Genomic DNA, 18,509 nt, shown 5'->3' on the forward strand with positions numbered 1-18,509 from the left:
GAGCAAGCGCGGGGTCGTGGCCCCTCTCGTCGCGATCCTCCCGTTACGATTGGTCCGCGTCAGACTCCCGAATTCGTACGGTAACCGGCTGAACGCCGTCTCTAAGGGTCAGTTCTTCCAGTGCGGTGAGTTCCGCCCGTGTCGCCTCGAGCGTGCCGACGTGGTTGCCGGCGAGCTCGCCGGCGGGGCTCTTGAAACAGGTGGGGCCGCAGGCGACCAGAATCTCCTGTTCGTTTCTGTAGCCGGGGTATAGCAGAATGTCACCGCGAGACGGGTAGACGGTGTGGTTCTCTCGGGGGAGCTCCGGGAGGTCGATCTCGTCGATGTTGATCCACGTCGCGTGGCCGCTCCACCGGACGTGCATCAGCTCCGAGGTCAGCGGGAGGATATCTTGTAGCGCACGAACCGACTCGGGAGCCTCCGACTCGAGGAGCGGTGCGACGTACGTGTTCTCGCCGACGGTGAGGTGGAGTTCGCTCACGACGCTCACCACGCGGTCCAGCCGCCGTCGACGCGCAGGACGTGACCGGTGACGAACTCGCTTTCCTCGCCCGCCAGAAACAGCGCGGCGTCGGCGACGTCGTCGGGGGTCCCGAACCGAGGCCACGGCGTCGACGCCTGCCAGTCGGCGAGCAGTTCCTCGTCGGTCTCCCGCCACTCGGCGTTCTGTGCGGTCTCGATGATGCCCGGCGCCAGCGCGTTGACGTTGATCTCGTCGGCCGCGTAGTCGAGGGCCATCTGGCGCGTCAGATTGGAGACGCCCCCTTTCGAGGCGCAGTAGGCCGCGCTGTTCTCTCCGCCGACCAGCCCGTAGATCGACGAGAGGTTGATGATCTTCCCGTGGTCGCTCTTTTTCAAGAGCGGGAGCGCGTGTTTGCTCGCGAGGAACACCCCCCGGAGGTTGACGTCCATGATGGCGTCGTACTCGTCCGCGGGCGCCTCGTGGGCCTGATTCTGGAAGTAGATCCCCGCGTTGTTCACGAGGATATCGAGCCCACCGAACTCGTCGGTCGCCGTCTCGAGCGCCGCCTCGATGTCGTCCTCGTCGGTCACGTCCAGTTCGACGAACTCGTAGTCGGCGTCGACCGCGTCGAGTCGGTCGAAGACGGACTCTTCGTCCTCGAGTTTCGGTTCACGTCTCACGTCGGTGACGACGACGCTCGCGCCTTCGGCGCCGAACGTCGATGCGATCGCGTTTCCGATGCCCGAACTCGCACCCGTGACGAGTGCGACACGGCCGTCTAGGCGTCCTTGTGTCATGCGTCACCAACATCTATGGCCGGGGAGAAATAGCTACCGTTTGGCTCACTCGCCGGCGTACAGTCGCCGTCGCTCCTCGAGGTCGTCGTCGACCGAACAGACGACGGCCAGTTTGATCCGGGCCTTGTGAGCCGGCAGCTCACCGCCGTGGATCGCCCCGTGTGAACGGAGTGTGCTGCCGCCGCCAGCGCCGCCGTACACCGGGGCCGTCGTCCCGGCCTGACAGCGCGACGTAACAACCACGGGGGTTTCGTCGGCGACGGCATCGTCGATCGCGTCGCCGAGCGCGCTCGTCGTGTTCCCGAGGCCCGTTCCGTCGACGACGAGTCCGTCGATGCCGTCCTCGAGCGCTCGATCGATCGGTCGACGCCCCACGCCGGCGCCGCTGGCGACGACCGCGACGTCGCTCGTCACGTCCTCCACGTCGAACGTCTGCGAGTAACTCCTCGGCTCGCGGACGATTCGAAGCTCCGAGCGCGTCACGGAGGCGACCGGCGCCGTGCTCGGCGAGTCGAAGGTCTCGAGCGCGCTGGTGTGGGTCTTCGTCACATCGCGGGCGGCGTGGACTTCGTCGTTCGTGACCACGTAGACGCCGTCGTCGAACCGGTCGTGAGTGACGGTTCTCACCGCCGCCAGCAGGTTCGCTGGCCCGTCAGGGCTGACCTCGTCGGGCCGTCGTTGTGCACCCGTGAACGCGACCGGAATCCCACCGTCGAGGACGAGATCGAGGAAGTACGCCGACTCCTCGATCGTATCAGTTCCGTGGGTGACGACGATGCCGTCCGCGCCGTCGGCCGCGACGCGCCGGGCGGCAGCCGCCAACTCGGTCATCGTCTCGAACCCCATATCGTAGCTCGGAATCTGGGCAACCTCTTCGACCTCGATCTCGGCGTGACGCTCGAGGTCCGGGACGGCATCGACCAGTTCGGCCCCGCGTTTGCTCGGCGTCGCACCGCCCGACGCGCTCGTGCTCGCGATCGTTCCGCCCGTTCCGAGGACGACAACAGTTGGTGGCATACATCACGATCACCCGTACATTGGTTATCTCTTTCGCACGATCGATAGCTTCCTCGGAATGTTCAACTGAAGACCGTCTTATCGTGTAACATCTCCTCTTCTGAGGTCCCTAAGAGGAACGTTTAATACGGCACGGTGTGTGTGACAGCCTGTAATGCCAGACGGTATCAGTAGACGAAACTTTGTTGCGTACGGTGGAGCAGCAGCGGGCGCCGCGCTCGCGGGATGTGTGGGTGGCGACGACGGACCGGCACGTCCGCTCGAGTGGATTGGCCCGGACTGGGCGGTCAGCGACGAACAGGCCGCGAAGATGGAGGAGATGTCCGACGTCGAAGTGAACACGACGATCGCGACGATCGGTGACACGCAGGCACAGCTCCTCGGCGGCGGCTCCGAGAACACGGACGTGTTCACCTCGGACACGACCGGCTCCGGAGCGCTCACTCGAGACAACCCGGTGACGATTCCGATGCCGGTCGAGGACCTGGACAACTGGGACGAAGAGCAGATTTCCGATCTGTTCACGAACCCGGAGGAGCGGTTGAGCCACCTCGGCGAGCAGGTCGAGACGGTCAATCGAGAGCTGTGGGTCGACGGGGACAGCCGCGACGAGATCCTGTTCTCGCCGTACGCCTACAACTTCGACGCGATGGGGTACAACCCGTCGTACGTCGACGACGTCTCCCTGTGGAGTGCGCAGTTCGACGAACAGTACGAAGGCGAAGTGATCGTCGGGGAGACGGCGGCGATCACTATCCCGCAGGCGATCATGCACCTGCTCGACAACGACATGATCGACGGAGACATCGGCGAGTTGAACGACCCGACGGAGGACCAGCTCGATACGGCGATCGACTTCCTCATCGAGCAGAAAGAGGCCGGCCAGTTCCGCTCGACCTGGGAAGCGTACGGCGAGTCCGTGACGCTCATGGCCGGTGAGGAAGCGGTCATTGGCGACATCTGGCAGCCGGCGGCGATGGACGTTCGCCGCGAGGGGACGCCGTGTACATACGCGACGATGAGCGAAGGTATCCAGGGCTACCGGTACTGGTACGGCGGGATGGCGACGCTCGAGGGTGCGGAGGAGCGCCAGAACGTCGATCAGGTCACGTTCCTGTACGACAAGGTTCACCTCGGCGCGTGGTTCCCCGGCTTCGTGCAGGGTCGCGGCTACTCGGTTCCCCACTACGAGAACGAGGAACTCGTCCGCGACGGCTCGGACGACTCCGGCGAGGGGATGGGTCCGGAGTACTACGACTGGGCGTACCGCGGCGAGGCCACGTACGAGGAGATCGACGAACCGGCACTGTTCGATCCGCTCGACTACGACTGGTCGATGGAAGAGGGCGATCCCGACTCGGACGGCGGCACCCGCGATAGCGGACCGATCGAGGAACGGATCGACCGCATCGGGTTCTTCCAGATCTGGCCCAGCGAGGCGGACTACATGGTCTCGCGCTGGGAGGACTTCCAGGCCGCCTGAACAGAACATGCTTTCGACACTTTCAACACAACCAGCGAGACGAATCAAATGAGTTCCGAACCGAAAACCGGAGCGTTGAGTCGCCTGGGTATCGACAAAGACGATCTGAACAACGAGGTAACCGGCCTGATAGCACCGACGGTCATCTGGTTTACCGTCTTCTTGCTCCTGCCGCTGCTGGTTATCCTCTACTACAGCTTCCTCACCTACTCGTCGTTCAACGTGATCCACGAGTTCACGCTCTCGGCCTGGATCGACGGCGTGTTCGGTTCCGGTGCGGTCCGCGGTGCGTTCGTCCGAACGATCGGGGTCGGAATCGTCGTCACCCTCATCACGCTCGTGTTCGGCTACCCGCTCGCGTACTATCTCCGATTCCACACCACGCCCATGGTCGGACTCGTCCTGCTGTTGTTCCTCGTCATCCCGTTCTGGACGTCGGAACTGATCCGGACGTTCGGCTGGTTCCCGATCCTGGGTCGAAACGGGATCATCAACGGACTACTGATGAACCTGGGGATCACCAGCGGGCCGATCGGCTGGCTCCTGTTCTCGTCGTTCTCCCAGGCGGTCGGCTACCTCCAGAACTACGTGGTGTTCATGGCGGCACCGATCTACATCTCGCTCTCGCAGATCGACGAGGGACTGCTCAACGCGTCCGAAACGCTTCGCGGCAATCCCATCGAAACGTTCCGGAACGTCACGTGGCCGCTGAGCCTGCCCGGCGTCGCGATCGGCTGTATGTTCACGTTCGTCCTCACGATCGGGAACTTCACCGTTCCGTCGTTCCTCAGCGGCGGTGCCAACACTGTTCCCACCCTGATCTACAGCCGCTACAGCCAGGGTCTGAACTACCCGTCGGCCGCCGCGCTCTCGATCACGCTACTCGTCGTGATCTTCGCGTTCGTGTTCCTCCTGTTCCGCGTCGTCGACATCACCGAGATCGCGAGCCAGGAGTAACTCGAGACGGACTTTTCTGACGGAGTTCACCCGACAGTCGGCGACTCGGCAATCGAGCCGTCCCGACCCGCAAAAACGCTCACTCGTGCCAGATCGTATCGTCCCGCTCGTCGAGATACGCCTGATGGTTCTCCGCGTGTTCGTCGTAGATCGCATCTCCCGGCTGCGTCGGCTCCTCGCTGAAGGTCGCATCGAGCGCGTCGTCGACGCGGAGCACGAGCGACGCGACGTCGACCGCGTGCTGATAACACCGGAGCCGGATCGCCGTCGGATCGAGCAGACCGGCCTCGAGTACGTCGTCGATCTCCCCGGCGGGGAAGACGAGCCCCGGCGTGGTGCCGTTCGTCGCGTTCGTCGTTGCTTCCCGGAGCGACGTGAGTGTCGTCAGCGTGTCCATCCCCGCGTTCCGGGCAAGCGTCGAGAGGAATCGGTCCGTCGCGTCGGCGAACGCCTGGAACGCGAGCTGTTCCCGTCCGTCCGCCTCGAGTGCGGCGTCGCGGAGCGCGCTCGCCAGTTCGAGCTCCGTCGCCCCGCCACCGGGGAGGACGCCCGCTGGACCGGTCGTCTCCCCCATCGCCGTCGCGACCGCGGCGACAGCCTTTCGGATCTCCGTCGCCGCCTGCGCGCCGAGTTGGCCGTGAACGCCGCGCAGGAGGAACGTGACCGACGCCGGGTCGGAACACTCGTCGAACACCACCATGCGTCGGCGCTTTCGGCGACCCTGCCGTTTGTCGATCGTCTGCTGTTCGACCAGTCCCGCGTGGCCGAGGTCCGCCGACGTCACGTCGGTGGGATCGACGACCGGCGTCGCGCCGGTTGCACTCGCTAACTGCGCGAGTTTGAGGCGGTTGACACCGCGAATACCCACGATCCCGTGTTCGACGAGGAGCTCCTGATAGGCGTCGTTGATGCCGGTTCTGGTCACGACGACGTCGACGCCAGCGTCGACGAGACCCGCGACGACCTCCTCGCGGCGGTTCGCGAACACGTCGTCGAACGCGTCGATCTCGTCGGGCGATTCGATGACGAGTCGCTCGCCGTCCTGCTGAAAGTCCGGGTCCTGCAGGCCACCGGTCTTGCCGTCGTTGGCCTTCCCGCGCTTGAATCCGCTGATGACGAGGACGTTCGCGTCCTCCACCCGGCTCGGCATTCGATCGTCACAGATATCGTTTCGATCGAGCACCGTCCCGAAGACGAGTCGCGAGTCGTCGATCGAGCCCGAGCGAATCTGCCGAATGGCGAGCGTCTCCTCGTCCGGCATCCCGATCTGTCTCGCCGCCTCGACGGCGCCGCTCGCCCACGCTTCCCGCGCGTTTCCGACGTCGTTTCCCGTCATCGCCGATCGCGCGACCATCTCCGCGGCAGCCGTCGGATCCTCGAACGACTCGAGCGGACGCGAGAGCGACTCTATCGTTTGCTCGACACAGTCGAGTGCAGCGGTGTAGCCGTCCTCGATGGTCGTCGGATGGACGCCCATCTCGAGCAGGCGTTCCCCTTCGTCCAGCAGCGCGCCGAGCAGTACTACGGTGGTCGCGATCCCGTCGGGAACGAGCTCTCCCTCGACGTCCGTCGTTCCCGGGCGTTCCGGGGCGACGAGCCGGCGGATAATCGGCCCCATCGGGTGTTCGACCGGCAGCTCCTCGAGAATGGTCGCCCCGTCGCTGCTGACCGTATCGACCCGCGTCTCCGGCTCCCCCGGCTCCCGTTCCGTCTTCCCCGCACGGCTTTGGATCAGGGTCTCGTGGGAGAGCGGCCCCAGCGAGCTCTCGAGGACGCCGCGGATCGCTCGAGCGGCGACGATATTTGCGTGTGGAAACTGTATTTCCGCCTCCGAATCGGTTGTGTCTCCCATCTTCGATACTGTCATTCCGTCGGGCAGCAGGTAAAAACCTATCCCGCGTCGCCACCGGTGGCGATCACGCGCGGTCGCGTCTCACGGCCCCAGCGCAGCATCTTTATATAATATGCCACCAGTACTCAAGGTAGATGGCGACAAAGCACACTTCGGTCGACAAGCAGATGGATCGATCTGCGCTCACGCGGCTCGTGCAGTGGGTCGATATGAAACGCCTGTTGGCAGCGTACTTTATCCTGATCTCACTGTATATTTACGCGCCAATGCTCGCGCTGATCGCCTTTTCGTTCAACTCGGGCGGGATCTCGCCGCCGTATCAGGGGTTCACGCTGGCGTGGTACAGCGAACTCGCGGCGAACCAGGGGATCATCAACTCGGTCCTGCGATCGATCCAACTCGCACTCGTCGTGACGGTGATCACGACGGTGCTGGGGACGGCTGCGGCACTCGCGTACCGCTTCGACTTCCGCGGGCGGAAGCTGTTCCTCTACCTGATCGTGCTCGGGATCATCACCCCGGGGATCGCGTTCAGCGTCGGTTCGACGCTGTTGCTCAACGAGGTACTCGGTCTGTCGCGGTCGATGTGGGTTGCCCTGCCGGCACACGTCGTCTGGACGCTCCCGTTCGCGGTGATCGTGCTGCTCGCCGGCTTCCCGCCGAACCTGGCCCAGAACGAGGAGGCCGCGCGAGTGATGGGTGCGGATCGAGTAACCACGTTCCGCGAGATCGTGTTGCCACAGATCGCCCCGACGGTCCTCGGTGCGGCCGTCTTCGCGTTCACGCTCTCGTACAACGAGGCCGAACGCGGCCTGCTCCTCGTCGGACGTGACCGAACGATGCCCATGGAAGTGTTCAGCATCGCATCCGCCGAGCGGGCGACCCCGGAGCTGTTCGCCCTCGGGAGCGTAACGACGGTGTTCTCGACGATCCTTCTCCTCGTCGCGGGGGGTCTCGTCGTCTACGGCGCCAGACAGTCCTGACGGAGCGCTACCGAAGCGACGCTTCCGCGGACCGAATATGCGTGTTACTATCAATCAACCACAAGAAAAGGCTTTTTAGGTACCCCTCGAACCTCAATTCGCAATGACGTCCAAAGTCTGCCTTTCGTACGACTTCGACGCAGTATCGACGTGGCTCTGGTCATACGACTCCTGGGATATGCCGACACGACACTCCCGGGGCGTATACGGAGCCAACATCGGCGCACCGCGGTTGCTCGACCTCCACGACAAACACGACATCCCGGCGACGTGGTTCGTTCCCGGCCACACGATCGACAGCTTCCCGGAGATCAGCGCCGAGGTGTGGGACCGCGGCTACGACATCCAACACCACGGCTGGAGCCACACCGGGCCCGCAACCTACGAGACCAAAGAGGACGAGAAAGCCGACGTCGAGCGAGCGATCGACTCGATCGTCGACCTCACCGGGCGCAAACCCACCGGCTATCGCTCTCCCGCGTGGGACTACTCCGCGAACACCCTCGACATCTTAGACGAGGTCGGCATCGAGTGGGACTCGAGCAAGATGGCCTCCGACTTCGAACCCCACTGGCTCTACGGCGGCTGGAGCGCCCCCGAGGACGGTGCGTACGACCGCGGAGAGCCCACCGATATCGTCGAACTCCCCGTCTCCTGGCAGCGCGACGACTGGCCCGCACTGACGTTCACCTGGGCGCGGCCACACCGCATGGGCTACGTAAGCGAGGACTCGCTGTTCCAGCGCTACTACGACCAGTTCGACTGGATGCACGAGAACGTCGACGACGGCGTCTTCATCCTGACTCTCCACCCGCAGGTCATCGGCCAGGCCCACCGCATCTCGCGACTCGAGGAACTGATCGAGCACATGAAGAGCAAGGACGACGTCGAGTTCGAGGAGATGGACGCCGTCGCCACCGAGTTCCGCGAGAACAACTGAGACGGATTACTGTAACGAGTTACCGGCCCAACCGCGATCCGGAGGCGGTTGCGCCGGAAATGAATTACAGTAAACCGTATGAGACGGCGGTCCCGTACCGGGTTTCGAACCGATTGCCGACCACTCTACTCCAGCAACTCCCGTTTCATCGTCTCGAACTCGCGTTCCGTGAGGTGGCCCCGTTCGAATAAGGCCTCGAGTCGCTCGAGCGAATCGAACGAGTCGTCGTCCGATTCGGCCGCTAACTGCTGGCGAATCGTCGAACAGGCTGCGGTTGCGTCGTCGGTGGCACTCCGCCCGACGTCGATGTAGTACCGTTTCGGTCCGCGGAGCACGAGCCGCTGGTTGCCGTTCGCCGTCTCCAGCGTCGCTTCCCCCAGTTCGTCGTAGGGTATCGATCGGTACTCGTGATCGGCGGGCGCTTCGCGTTGAATCACGATCAACAGCCGTCGGTCCGTCACGAGCGTCAGCAGGTCGCGGCCGCGACTCGCCATCTTGCGGGTTCGGCTCTCCTCGCGACGGTCGCGGTCGTCGTCGTTCGTCTCGTAATCCATGATCCGCCCGCGAAGCGCGTACTGAACCCGTTCGTCGTCGTCCAGTCGCTCGCGGAGTTGGCGCCGATCCGGCTCCCCGATCTCGAGTCCGTCCACCCCCTCGTCGTCGATCGCTCGAGCGTCGCCCTGTCGACTCGGTTGCTCGTCGAATGGCATACGAATCGATGATCGCGGACACGTATATACGTTCTCGAGCGACCAGCCGACACCGAGTCAGCGACCGTCTCCGGACGCCACGTTGCAGTTCGTAGCGATAACAGCTATAGCGATTCGCCGAGAACGAATACTACTCTCAAAACTCGGCGTCCGGCCGCCGACGATACCGTCGGAACGGTCAGGACCGCCGTAGACACCGCCCCGAGAGGACCCTATGACAACAGACGACCAAACGGACGGAGAAACGCGCATCGTCGAGGGATGGCACGGCCGATACTACGAGGACTTCGAGGTCGGCGATATCTACAAGCATCCCTTCGGCCGCACCGTCACCGAGACGGACAACGTCTGGCTGACGAACGTGACGATGAACCTCAACCCGATGCACTTCAACGAAGCGTACGCCGCCGAGACGGAGTTCGGCGAACGGCTCGTCGACGGCACGTTCGTCATCGCGCTGGTCGTCGGGATGAGCGTGATCGACATCTCGGTCAACGCCACGGCCAACCTCGGCTACGACGATATCCGCCATCACGGACCCGTCTATCACGGCGATACGCTCTTTGCCGAAAGCGAGGTGATCGACAAACGCGAGAGCGGCTCCCGAGACCACGTCGGGATCGTCACGACCGAACTGCGCGGCTACAATCAGGATGGCGACCTCGTGATCTCCCTCGAGCGAACGCCGATGGTGCTCAAACGCGAGCACGCACAGCCCAGCGCGGCGAAACCCCCGGGATGGCCGGAGGGGATCGGAACGCAGCCGGAGACCGACTCATGAGCGGCCGACTCGAGAAGACGGACGCGCCGGTCGACGCCGCGACGGCCGCCGCCCACGTCGACCCCGATGCGGTCGTCGCCGTGAGCGGGTTCGGCGCGGTCGGCTACCCGAAAGCCCTTCCGCTGGCCCTTGCGGCCGACGATCGCGACCTCTCGCTGACGATCATCAGCGGGGGCAGCGTCGGTAAGGAGATCGACACGGCACTCGTCGAAGCGGACGCGATCGCTCGTCGCTATCCCTACCAGGCGAGAGCCGCGGCGCGGGAGGCGGTCAACGACGAAACGATCGCCTTTCAGGATCGGTTCATCTCGAAACTGGGCGACGAGGTCGAACTCGGACACGTTCCGGCGCCCGACGTCGCGATCGTCGAGGCGGTGGCCGTCGGCGACGGCTGGTTCGTCCCCTCGCTCTCGATCGGCCACACCGTCGCGTACGTCAGGGCTGCGGAGAAGCTGATCATCGAGGTGAACGACTCGATTCCGCGCGACGTCGGCCGGTTTCACGACGTCTACGAGCGCTCGCTGCCGCCGAATCGAGAGTCGATCCCGCTCGAGGGGCCGGCGGACCGAATCGGCGACTCGCGGATCGAGTTCGATCCGGCGAATCTCCTCGCCGTCGTCGAGACCGAGGCGGCCGACGATCCGTACGACTTCCGCGAGCCCTCGGCGACCGACCGGGAGATCGCCGCGAACCTCGCGACGTTCCTCGAGTCCGAACTCGAGCGCTGTTCGATGTTCGACGACCGGATCGCCCTTCAGTTCGGCGTCGGAAGCCTCGGAAACGCGCTCATGGGCGCGCTGTCGTCGATCGACTTCGGCGACCGGGACGTCTACTACTACGGCGAGGTGTTTCAGGACGGGTTGCTCGAGATGATCGAGAACGGGACGCTCGCGGGCGCCAGCGCGACGGCGTTCGCCCTTACCTCGGCTGGCCAACAGCGGCTGTTCGACGACATCGACGGCTACAGCGAGTCGATCGTCCTTCGGCCCGCGGACCTCTCGAACAACCCGGCGCTGATCGATCGGTTCGGCGTCGTCGGGATCAACAGCGCCATCGAGGTCGATCTCTACGGACACGCGAACTCGACGCACGTCGACGGCTCGCGCGTGCTGAACGGGGTCGGCGGCAGCGGCGATTTCAACCGAAACGCCGCCCTCTCGATTACGACGCTTCCCTCGAGACACGGCGCGGAGACGTCGTGTATCGTCCCGATGTGTCCGCACGTCGACCACTCGGAGCACGACATCTCGGTCGTGATCACCGAACAGGGCGTCGCCGACCTCCGCGGGCGCTCGCCTCGCGAGCGCAGCCGGCTGCTCATCGAGCACTGCGGCCACCCGCAGTTCGTCGACGACCTCGAGGCGTACGTCGCCCGCGGCGAGACGGGGGGCGGTCACATTCCCCACCACCTCGGGTCGGCGTTCGACTGGCGATCCTGACGCCGGGCCGACGGTACTATCGTTACAGCGGCGGTGCGGCGCGGTTCGACCGGAGAAACAGCTTTGCCCGTCCCCGTCCACCTCTCCCCGTGGCGCGAGACTATGAAAATCAAAGCTATCAATCCGAACACCACCCTCGAGATGACCGAGAACATCGGCGCGGTCGCGAACAAGTACACGAGCGACGACACTGAAGTCGTCGCCGCCTCCCCCGACCGCGGGCCGATCAGTATCGAATCCTACTACGACGACTACCTCGCCGTCCCCGGCATCCTCGACGAGATCCTCAAGGACGAGGACGACGAGTTCGACGCGTTCGTCAACTCCTGCTGGGGCGATCCGGGGCTCGACGCCTGCCGCGAAGTCACCGACAAACCGGTCGTCGGCATCGCCGAGGGCTCGATGTACGTCGCGAACATGCTGGGAGCGAACTTCTCGGTCGTCACGATCCTCCCTCGAGCGCGCGATTTCATCGAGGAAGCGGTCAGAAAGACGGGGCTGGACGGCCACTGCGCGTCGGTCCGCTGTACCGAGTTGACCGTCGTCGAAACCGAAAACACGCGTGACGCGGCCGCGGAGGCCCTTCTCGAGGCGAGCTGGGAGGCGGTCGAGGAGGACGGCGCCGAAGTGATCTGTCTCGGCTGCGCCGGGATGGGCGGCCTCGACGAACCGCTCGAAGCTGAACTGCCCGTCCCCGTCATCGACAGCGTCGGCGCGGGGGCCGTGCTCGCGGAGAGTCTCGTCCAGCTCGGCAAGCGCACGAGCACGGTTAGAACCTACAAACGGCCGGAGTCGAAGGAGATCGTCGGCTACCCCGAACGCTACCAGTTGTAGGCACGGACTCAAGCGGTCAGTCTCCCTTCCGTTCTCGATTCGACTCAGCCCGACGAGCACCCGCTCTCCAGAAGATTCGAGCGCCGAACGTGTGGAACGAAGAGCAACACAATCGGGCGTCGTTCGTCATCGTCGAACTTTATATGTGATCGACCACCGTTCGCCGGACGAATCGAGACTCGAGAACGTTTCCGACTATTCTCTCCGAAAATTACAAAAGTACATTCGTAAATTTGGCCAGGTATGTCCGCTATCGGAGATGATCATTTGCAGACGTGGCAGTGCTGAAATCTATGCGTTACATACGTACTTCTGTAAATAATCGCGGAGAACCACCCGTCAACGGGGAGACAGAACCCGCGATTCGATCGGGTACGACGAGGACCTATGGCGCTGCAGTACTGCGGTTTCCGCACTAATCGACTGTGGTGTACCCGTTCGATAACGCCGCCTTTTATATACTAATAGTCATCGTGAGATCATGAGTTTGAAAATTGACCCTCACCAGCCTATATTCATTATATCTCCATATATTGCACCAAATCACCATTTATACTCGCAAATCATTCCGATGCAGTTTCTAAGATCGGGAATTTGTTTGTAGTTCGAATATTTAGGCGTCAGCGATTTGAACGGGAGGGCCATGATAGGCAAACCCACCCATGATTTCGAAGCCAGGCGTCGACCACTCGAATCGATTCCTGACAGACACATCACAGAAGAACGATGTCGTTCGGTAACAACGAACCTTTTATACCCAAACGCCAAGGGTCGCCGTCGGTCTGACAGTAATTCGTCGCTCTGAGACGGGTACGGCGCCGGCTGAACCAAAACAGTCGAAAAGGGAATCGGATCCTCGAGCGGTTCAGTTCGATAGCGCGTCGATACCGAAACTCAGCGATGGAGTCGCCGTGGGTCGAGTACGGACGACTCGGCAGTCAGTACGATCGCGGAAGCCCAAGCACGTTCTCCCCCACGTAGTTGAGGACGAGTTCCTGGGTGATCGGCACGAGTCGCGTGAGTCGCGCTTCCCGAAAGTAGCGTTCGACGTCGTACTCCCGAGCGACGCCGAACCCGCCGTGGGCCTGGACGGCGGCATCGGCGCCTGCGAAGGCGGCTTCGGCAGCCAGATACTTCGCCATGTTCGCCTGCGCGCCGACGCCCCTTCCGGACTCCCCGTCGACCGCGCTCGCGGCGCTGTAGGTCAGTTGCTTTGCGGCCTGTAGTTCGGCGTACGCCTTCGCCAGCGGATGCTGGATAGCCTGATTCATCCCGATCGGGCGGTCGAACACCACACGCTCGTTCGCGTAGTCGACGCCCGTTCGGATCGCCAGTTCGCCGAGTCCGAGACACTCCGCCGCGATCACCAGCCGCTCCTCGTTGAGTCCGTCCAGCAGCTGATAGAAGCCGTTTCCGCGCTCGCCGACGAGATTGTCCGCGGGAACCCGCAGGTCGTCGAACCAGAGTTCGGAGGCGCCGACGGCGTTGCTGGCCGACTTCGGAATCGATCGCATCGTCAACGTTCCGGCGTCGACGGCGTCGTCGATGTCGACGAGGAACATCGAGATCCCCTTCGTTCGCTTTTCGGCCGCCGATTTCGGCGTCGTTCGGGCCACGACCAGCAGATAGTCGCTCGCGTCGACCCGCGAGATCCAGATCTTCTGTCCGTTGATCACGTACTCCCCTTCCTGCTCTTCAGCGAACGTTTCGATAGACGTGGAGTCCGAACCCGCGTTCGGTTCGGTGAGTCCGAGCGACTGAATCGCGACGTCCCCCGCTGCAACGTCCGGCAGCAACCGTTCTTTGAGTTCGTCGCTGCCGTGGCGGACGATCGGCACGGAGTTGTAAATCCCGCCGTGAATCGCTTGTGCGGCAGCGAACCCGCCGCCGCTCGCCGCGATCTCCTCCATCATCACGACGACTTCCGCCGTCCCCATCCCGGCCCCGCCGTACGCTTCGGGGACGAGGATCCCCAGCCAGCCGTGATCTGCCAGTTCCGTCACGAACTCCGTCGGGTATTCGGCCGCGCGGTCTTTCTCCCGCCAGTACTCGTCGTCGAACTCGCTGCAGATATCGCGAATGCTGTCCCTGACGAGTTCCTGCTGCGCAGTCAGCGCTACGGTATCCGTCGCTACTGTGGCCATCACTATTCCTTGTGTGGTCGGCGAGATAAACTTACGCGTGGCTGGTGTTCGCCGGCCGTCACATCGCCGTGAGCGGCCGACGAGGAGGACTCGCGATCGAATCGCCGCCAGCGAACCGCTATCCGCCGAGGGAAACGGTTAACTCCTCGAGCGCAGAGTATTGGGTGTGCATGGCTAGCAAGAGTAGTACCAGCGGAAGCGAGATCCGCGTCGGCGTCGACGTCGGTGGGACGAACACCGACGTGATCCTCGTCACCGACGAGGACGAGTTCACCTTCAAAACGCCGTCGACCGCGGATCCGTCGGAGTCGACGATCACCGGGATCGTGGAGGTGTGTCGCCACGCCGGCATCGATCCCGGCGCGGTCGACCAGATCCTCCACGGAACGACGGTGGCGACGAACGCCCTCATCGAACACGAAGGGGCGCGAACCGGACTCCTCACGACGAAGGGCTTTCGGGACGTCCTCCACATCGGTCGGCACCGAAAGCCACACAGCTTCTCCCTCCAGCAGACGATCCCCTGGCAGGAACACCCGATCGTCGAACGACGACATCGAAAGGAGGTCACGGAGCGCGTCTACCCGCCCGGCGACGTCATCACGCCGTTAGACGAGGACGAAGTGCTCGAGCACGCCGGCGAGCTCGTCGACGACGGCGTCGAGTCGATCGCGGTCTGTTATCTCCATTCCTATCTGAACCGCGATCACGAGGATCGGACGAAAGAACTCCTCCAGGAGGAGTTTCCGGACGTCAGCGTCTCGACCTCGAGCGACGTCGTCGCCCAGTTCCGGGAGTTCGAGCGGTTCACGACGACGGCGATCAACGCGCGGTTAGAACCCGTGCTGTCGACGTACCTCAATCGCCTCAGCAATGGGCTCGCCGACGAAGGGTTCGACGCGGAGGTGCTCATCATGCAGTCTAACGGTGGGATGGCGAGCGTCCGAAACGTGGCCGAACGCCCCGTCACGACGCTCGTCTCCGGACCGGCTGCCGGTGTGCTCTCGGCGGAGTTCGAAGGGAACCACGTCGACGAACCGAATCTGGTCATGCTCGACATGGGCGGCACCAGCGCCGATATCTCCGTGATCCCGGGGCGCGTGCTCGAGCGCGACCCCCGCGACAGCACCGTCGGCGGGTACCCCACGATCACGCCGATGCTCGACATCGAAACGATCGGTGCTGGCGGCGGTTCGATCGCCTGGTTCGACGACGCGATGGGGTTCAACGTCGGACCGAAGAGCGCCGGCGCTGACCCCGGCCCGGCGTGTTACGCCCGCGGCAACGATCGGCCGACGACGACCGACGCCCAGGTCGTCCTCGGACGGATCGATCCCGACAGCTTCCTCGGGGGCGACCTCGACCTCGAGCCCGAGCGCTCTCGAGAAGCACTGCAGACGAAGCTCTGCGATCGCACCGATCAGGCGCAGTTCGAGACGCCCGAAAAAGCCGCGCTCGCGGCGCTCGAGGTCGCGAACACGAACATGTATCGGGCGATCCGCGAACAGACCGTCCAGCGCGGGTACGACCCGCGGGAGTACACGATGGTCGCATTCGGCGGCGCCGGCCCGATGCACGGCGCGAGCATCGCCGAGAAGCTGGACGTGTCGACGGTGCTGGTTCCGCCGTCGCCGGGGATCGCCTCCGCTCGCGGGCTTCTGACGGGGAACGTCAAGTACGACTACCAGCAGACGGTCAGCAGTCGACTCGAGGAGGTCGACGGCGCGTTCGTCGACGAGGCGTTCGAACGACTCGAGGATCGCGGACGCGAGCAGTTAGCGCGCGACGAGATCGACTCCTCGAAGTGGACGTTCAGATCGTCGGTCGACTGCCTGTACGACGGGCAGGGCTACGAACTGAACATCGACTTCGACGGCACGGACGGGGACTGGCACGCCAGACTCCGCGAGCAGTTCGAGGCGAAACACGAGGCCGAGTACGGCCACTACTTCGAGGACGACCCCGTCGAACTCCTCAACGTGCGCGTGACCGCGATCGGCGACGTGCAGTCCTATGCACCCCCCGAAATCCCGGCGACGGGGGATCTCTCCGCGGCCCAGACGACGGAGTCGACGGTCGTCTTCGGAACGGCCGACGACCCCGAGGAGATGACCGTTCCGCGGTACGACCGCGCGAAACTGGCGGCCGAACACGTGATCGGCGGGCCGGCCGTCATCGACGAGTTCGACAGCACGGTCGTCGTCAACCCCGGTTGGGAGGCGACCATCGGCGAGAACGGATCGATCAAACTGCGGACGGAGAGCGACAAATGACCGAGAACCCCCACGAAACGAACCGAACGGAGGCAACGGACGACGAACGCGCGGAGACGACGGCGGCGGACGTCCTCCGCGAGCGGGACATCGACCCGGTGACGATGCAGGTCATCGGCGGCGAACTCGACACGATCGCCCAGGAGATGGGGTACAAACTCATCCGCTCGTCGTACTCCTCGATCATCCGCGAGAGCGAGGACATGGGCGCGGGGATTTTCACCACCGACTGTCGCGAGCTGTGCGAGAGCGACTCCACGCCGATGCACGTCGGCTCGCTCATCGGCTACCTCGACGGCATGTACGAGACGTTCGAGGAGCGCGGCGTCGATCGCGAGGACGTCATCAACGAGGGCGACGTCTTCATCCACAACCACCCCCACTACGGGGCGAGCCACTCGCCGGATATCGCCGTCGCCGTGCCCATTTTCTACGAGGGCGAACACATCGCCTGGGCGGCCAACACGGCCCATCATCTCGATATCGGCTCGGCGACGCCCGGCCTCGCGATCGACCTCGAGGACATGTACGCCGAGGGGAGCTTGTTCCGAGCGACGAAGGTGTACGAGGAGGGCGAACGAGTCGACGGCATCTGGGACTTCATCGAGGATAACGTTCGAACTCCGCGAGAGGTCATCGGCGACCTCCAGGCCCAGATATCCTCCTGTAACGTTGGGAAGGATCGATACCTCGACCTCGTCGAGAAGTACGGCCTCGAGGAGATCCAACACGCCGGCGAGGCGCTCATGGACTACGCCGAGGCACTGTTGCGCAACGAGATTCGGACGATCCCCGACGGCACCTACTACGCCGAGGACTACCTCGACGACGACGGCCGTAACCGGGACGTCCCCCTGAAGATCGCCGCGGAGGTGACCGTCGACGGCAGCGACATCACCGTCGACATGAGCAAGTCCGCCGATCAGACGCCGACGGGGTATAACATCCCGTTCCACGGCTCGACCGACGTCTGCATCTACTTCACGATCCGATCGCTGTTGATGGACACCTTCGTCCGCGACGAGTACCTCCCGCAGAACTCGGGGACGTTCGCGCCGGTCCACCCGAAGGCCCGGCCGGGCTGTATGTTCAACCCGACGCCGCCGACGTCGGCGTTCGCCCGCATCAACCAGGTCGACAAGATGAGCGATCTCATCATCAAAGCGCTCGCGGATGCGATCCCCGAGCGGGTCTGTGCGGGCACCTGCGGTCAAGTGTACTTCGTGAGCTACGGCGGGACGAACGACGCGGGCGAGTACTGGGTCTACCTCGAGGTGAACGAGGGCTCCTACGGCGGCCGACCCGGGGCTGACGGCCTCGACGCGGTCGACGCGCTCGTCCACAACACGAAGAACCGGCCCGTCGAGGACATCGAGCTCTCGCACCCCATGCGCCTCGAGCGCTACGGGCTCCGCGAAGACGGCCACGGCGCCGGTCGGACTCGAGGCGGTCACGGGATCGTCCGGGAGTCTCGCTTCCTGACGGACGCCGTGATGACGATGGAAGGCGACGGGAACAGCTACCGCCCGCACGGACTCTTCGGCGGCGGCGAGGGGACCCACGGCGACCTCCAGCACATCAAAGCCGACGGCGAGGTGCTTGACCTGCACTCGAAGGAGTCCGGCTACAAGTTCGAAGCCGACGACCGCGTGCTCATCAAGACGGCGAGCGGCGGCGGCTACGGCGATCCGCACGAGCGGCCGGCGGACACCGTCTACGAGGACTATCTGGACGGGTTGGTGTCGGCGACCGACGCCCGGGATGAGTACGGTGTCGTCATCGAGGACGGAACCCTCGATACGGCGGCGACGGCGGAACTGCGCGGCGAATAGTCGG

15 protein-coding genes are annotated in these 18,509 nt (G+C 64.0%); 9 read left to right on the forward strand and 6 right to left on the reverse strand.

Annotation, left to right across the window (positions count from 1 at the left end; all coding sequences use genetic code 11):
• Positions 1-43 precede the first annotated feature (43 nt).
• The 3 genes from BLT08_RS15380 to BLT08_RS15390 are packed head-to-tail and all read right to left on the reverse strand — an operon-like array spanning position 44 to position 2,277.
• Positions 44-490, reverse strand: a complete 447-nt coding sequence (locus BLT08_RS15380) for a DUF3830 family protein (protein ID WP_090310135.1) — start codon at positions 488-490, stop codon at positions 44-46.
• Positions 487-1,260, reverse strand: coding sequence for an SDR family NAD(P)-dependent oxidoreductase (locus BLT08_RS15385; protein WP_090309507.1), 774 nt, complete (start codon positions 1,258-1,260; stop codon positions 487-489). Before BLT08_RS15385 ends, BLT08_RS15380 begins: the two co-directional genes overlap by 4 nt.
• Positions 1,261-1,305: 45 nt before the next feature.
• The gene (locus BLT08_RS15390) at positions 1,306-2,277 is read right to left on the reverse strand and encodes an asparaginase (RefSeq protein WP_090309513.1); all 972 of its coding nucleotides are present in this window, start codon (positions 2,275-2,277) and stop codon (positions 1,306-1,308) included.
• A gap of 154 nt (positions 2,278-2,431) precedes the next feature.
• On the opposite strand from BLT08_RS15390, the gene BLT08_RS15395 reads away from it, so the two are divergent.
• Together BLT08_RS15395 and BLT08_RS15400 are read left to right on the forward strand one after the other, a co-directional pair.
• Positions 2,432-3,760, forward strand: a complete 1,329-nt coding sequence (locus BLT08_RS15395) for a type 2 periplasmic-binding domain-containing protein (protein WP_175529337.1) — start codon at positions 2,432-2,434, stop codon at positions 3,758-3,760.
• 48 nt (positions 3,761-3,808) lie between these two features.
• Positions 3,809-4,717, forward strand: coding sequence for an ABC transporter permease (locus tag BLT08_RS15400; RefSeq protein WP_090309520.1), 909 nt, complete (start codon positions 3,809-3,811; stop codon positions 4,715-4,717).
• A gap of 79 nt (positions 4,718-4,796) precedes the next feature.
• Here the strand turns inward: BLT08_RS15400 and BLT08_RS15405 are convergent, their stop codons facing one another.
• Positions 4,797-6,569 carry a TCP-1/cpn60 chaperonin family protein gene (locus BLT08_RS15405; RefSeq protein ID WP_090309523.1) on the reverse strand — a complete coding sequence of 591 codons (1,773 nt, stop codon included), beginning with the start codon at positions 6,567-6,569 and terminating at the stop codon, positions 4,797-4,799.
• Positions 6,570-6,736: 167 nt separating this feature from the next.
• On the opposite strand from BLT08_RS15405, the gene BLT08_RS15410 reads away from it, so the two are divergent.
• Both BLT08_RS15410 and BLT08_RS15415 read left to right on the forward strand, forming a co-directional pair.
• Complete coding sequence (locus BLT08_RS15410) at positions 6,737-7,552, forward strand: ABC transporter permease (protein WP_090309526.1); 816 nt, start codon at positions 6,737-6,739, stop codon at positions 7,550-7,552.
• A 178-nt stretch (positions 7,553-7,730) separates the two neighbouring features.
• A complete protein-coding gene (locus tag BLT08_RS15415) occupies positions 7,731-8,492 on the forward strand; it encodes a polysaccharide deacetylase family protein (RefSeq protein WP_090310137.1) in 762 nt (253 codons plus the stop codon).
• Positions 8,493-8,617: 125 nt separating this feature from the next.
• Here BLT08_RS15415 and BLT08_RS15420 read toward each other — a convergent pair whose 3' ends face one another.
• Positions 8,618-9,202, reverse strand: coding sequence for an SHOCT domain-containing protein (locus BLT08_RS15420; protein ID WP_090309528.1), 585 nt, complete (start codon positions 9,200-9,202; stop codon positions 8,618-8,620).
• 214 nt (positions 9,203-9,416) lie between these two features.
• On the opposite strand from BLT08_RS15420, the gene BLT08_RS15425 reads away from it, so the two are divergent.
• From BLT08_RS15425 to BLT08_RS15435, 3 genes are all read left to right on the forward strand, one after another.
• Entirely contained in the window at positions 9,417-9,983 is a 567-nt protein-coding gene (locus BLT08_RS15425) for a MaoC family dehydratase (RefSeq protein ID WP_090309531.1), read from the forward strand.
• Positions 9,980-11,422: an acetyl-CoA hydrolase/transferase C-terminal domain-containing protein gene (locus BLT08_RS15430; protein ID WP_090309534.1), complete on the forward strand. Its 1,443-nt coding sequence runs from the start codon at positions 9,980-9,982 to the stop codon at positions 11,420-11,422. The genes BLT08_RS15425 and BLT08_RS15430 overlap by 4 nt, the downstream gene beginning before the upstream one ends.
• Positions 11,423-11,524: 102 nt before the next feature.
• Positions 11,525-12,256 carry an aspartate/glutamate racemase family protein gene (locus BLT08_RS15435; protein WP_090309537.1) on the forward strand — a complete coding sequence of 244 codons (732 nt, stop codon included), beginning with the start codon at positions 11,525-11,527 and terminating at the stop codon, positions 12,254-12,256.
• A gap of 938 nt (positions 12,257-13,194) precedes the next feature.
• On the opposite strand, the gene BLT08_RS15440 is transcribed toward BLT08_RS15435, so the two are convergent.
• Positions 13,195-14,400, reverse strand: a complete 1,206-nt coding sequence (locus BLT08_RS15440; RefSeq protein ID WP_090309539.1) for an acyl-CoA dehydrogenase family protein — start codon at positions 14,398-14,400, stop codon at positions 13,195-13,197.
• A gap of 170 nt (positions 14,401-14,570) precedes the next feature.
• Between BLT08_RS15440 and BLT08_RS15445 the strand changes: the two genes are divergently transcribed.
• Both BLT08_RS15445 and BLT08_RS15450 read left to right on the forward strand, forming a co-directional pair.
• On the forward strand, positions 14,571-16,673 hold the full coding sequence (locus BLT08_RS15445; RefSeq protein ID WP_090309542.1) for a hydantoinase/oxoprolinase family protein: 2,103 nt from the start codon (positions 14,571-14,573) through the stop codon (positions 16,671-16,673).
• On the forward strand, positions 16,670-18,505 hold the full coding sequence (locus BLT08_RS15450; protein WP_090309545.1) for a hydantoinase B/oxoprolinase family protein: 1,836 nt from the start codon (positions 16,670-16,672) through the stop codon (positions 18,503-18,505). Before BLT08_RS15445 ends, BLT08_RS15450 begins: the two co-directional genes overlap by 4 nt.
• Positions 18,506-18,509 lie beyond the last annotated feature (4 nt).

The organism is Natronorubrum texcoconense, assembly GCF_900100335.1.
Classification (GTDB): Archaea; Halobacteriota; Halobacteria; order Halobacteriales; family Natrialbaceae; genus Natronorubrum; species Natronorubrum texcoconense.

Bases quoted from the DNA above. Each gene is read 5' to 3' on its own strand.
- BLT08_RS15385 (WP_090309507.1), bottom strand. From the start codon at position 1,260: ATGACACAAGGACGCCTAGACGGCCGTGTCGCACTCGTCACGGGTGCG.
- BLT08_RS15390 (WP_090309513.1), bottom strand. From the start codon at position 2,277: ATGCCACCAACTGTTGTCGTCCTCGGAACGGGCGGAACGATCGCGAGC.
- BLT08_RS15395 (WP_175529337.1), top strand. From the start codon at position 2,432: ATGCCAGACGGTATCAGTAGACGAAACTTTGTTGCGTACGGTGGAGCA.
- BLT08_RS15400 (WP_090309520.1), top strand. From the start codon at position 3,809: ATGAGTTCCGAACCGAAAACCGGAGCGTTGAGTCGCCTGGGTATCGAC.
- BLT08_RS15405 (WP_090309523.1), bottom strand. From the start codon at position 6,569: ATGGGAGACACAACCGATTCGGAGGCGGAAATACAGTTTCCACACGCA.
- BLT08_RS15410 (WP_090309526.1), top strand. From the start codon at position 6,737: ATGGATCGATCTGCGCTCACGCGGCTCGTGCAGTGGGTCGATATGAAA.
- BLT08_RS15415 (WP_090310137.1), top strand. From the start codon at position 7,731: ATGCCGACACGACACTCCCGGGGCGTATACGGAGCCAACATCGGCGCA.
- BLT08_RS15420 (WP_090309528.1), bottom strand. From the start codon at position 9,202: ATGCCATTCGACGAGCAACCGAGTCGACAGGGCGACGCTCGAGCGATC.
- BLT08_RS15425 (WP_090309531.1), top strand. From the start codon at position 9,417: ATGACAACAGACGACCAAACGGACGGAGAAACGCGCATCGTCGAGGGA.
- BLT08_RS15430 (WP_090309534.1), top strand. From the start codon at position 9,980: ATGAGCGGCCGACTCGAGAAGACGGACGCGCCGGTCGACGCCGCGACG.
- BLT08_RS15435 (WP_090309537.1), top strand. From the start codon at position 11,525: ATGAAAATCAAAGCTATCAATCCGAACACCACCCTCGAGATGACCGAG.
- BLT08_RS15440 (WP_090309539.1), bottom strand. From the start codon at position 14,400: ATGGCCACAGTAGCGACGGATACCGTAGCGCTGACTGCGCAGCAGGAA.
- BLT08_RS15445 (WP_090309542.1), top strand. From the start codon at position 14,571: ATGGCTAGCAAGAGTAGTACCAGCGGAAGCGAGATCCGCGTCGGCGTC.
- BLT08_RS15450 (WP_090309545.1), top strand. From the start codon at position 16,670: ATGACCGAGAACCCCCACGAAACGAACCGAACGGAGGCAACGGACGAC.